This is a genomic window from Bacillus sp. EB V-12 (assembly GCF_056158125.1).
Window position 1 is genome coordinate 1 of the sequence record NZ_JBUXJL010000054.1, and the last position, 1,241, is coordinate 1,241.

A 1,241-nucleotide genomic window follows, 5' to 3' on the forward strand; every position below is an offset into this window, starting at 1 on the left:
TCGAATGGATCTAGAATTAACTCTAAGTCTTCTTGTGACAATACACCATTTTTCACACAAAGTTCTCGAACGGATTGGCCTGTTGCAATTGCTTCTTTCGCAACGCGAGCTGCTGCTTCATAACCGATATGAGGGTTCACGGCTGTAATAATTCCTACACTTTTCTCAACATACTCTTTTAAGCGATCTTCATTCGCTTCAATTCCTTTTAAGCAATTATCTGTAAAGGCACGGAAACCGTTATTCATAATGCTAATCGATTGCAGTAAGTTGAAAACAAGTACTGGTTCCATCACGTTTAATTCTAATTGTCCTGCTTCTGAAGCAAGGCAAATTGTATGATCATTACCTATTACTTGGAACGCAATTTGATTAATAACTTCTGGCATAACAGGGTTTACTTTCCCTGGCATAATAGATGAACCTGGTTGACGAGCTGGTAACATAATCTCTGCTAAACCAACACGTGGACCTGATGCCATTAAGCGAAGGTCATTCGCAATTTTAGACATATTCATCATACATACTTTCAGTGCTGCAGATACTTCTGTGTATGCATCTGTATTTTGCGTTGCATCTACTAAGTCTTCTGCACCAACTAGTGGTAGTTCACTAATTGCAGCTAAATGCTTTACAACTGCTTCAATATATTCTGGGTCTGCATTTAAGCCTGTACCAACTGCAGTTGCTCCCATGTTCACTTCATATAAGTGTTGACGTGATTGCTGAATTCGTTTCATATCACGTTCAAGTACACGAGAGTACGCCTTAAATTCTTGTCCAAGGCGAATTGGCACAGCGTCTTGTAAATGTGTACGACCCATTTTAATCACATGATCGAACTGTTCTGCTTTTAATTCAAATACATCGTGCATATAACCCATCGTTTGTAATAAACCTTCTAATGCGTTTAATGTAGCGATATGAATCGCTGTTGGGAATGCATCGTTTGTTGATTGCGCCATGTTTACATGACTATTTGGACTAATATAATGATAGTCTCCCTTTTCCATCCCTAATAATTCAAGAGCACGATTGGCAATGACTTCATTTGCATTCATGTTCATTGAAGTACCCGCTCCGCCTTGGATTGGATCTACGATGAAATGATCATGCCATTTTCCATCAAGAATTTCTTGAGCAGCCTCTGCGATCGCACCGCCCTTGTTCAATTCCAATCTTCCTACATCTGTATTCGCAAGCGCTGCTGCTTTTTTTACAATTGCGAACGCTCTAATTAA

1 protein-coding gene is annotated in these 1,241 nt (G+C 39.6%); it reads right to left on the reverse strand.

Annotation, left to right across the window (positions count from 1 at the left end; genetic code table 11):
- Positions 1-1,241: aspartate ammonia-lyase (gene aspA, locus ACZDYH_RS30345; protein ID WP_474888044.1), on the reverse strand; the 1,241-nt coding region annotated here is incomplete at both ends.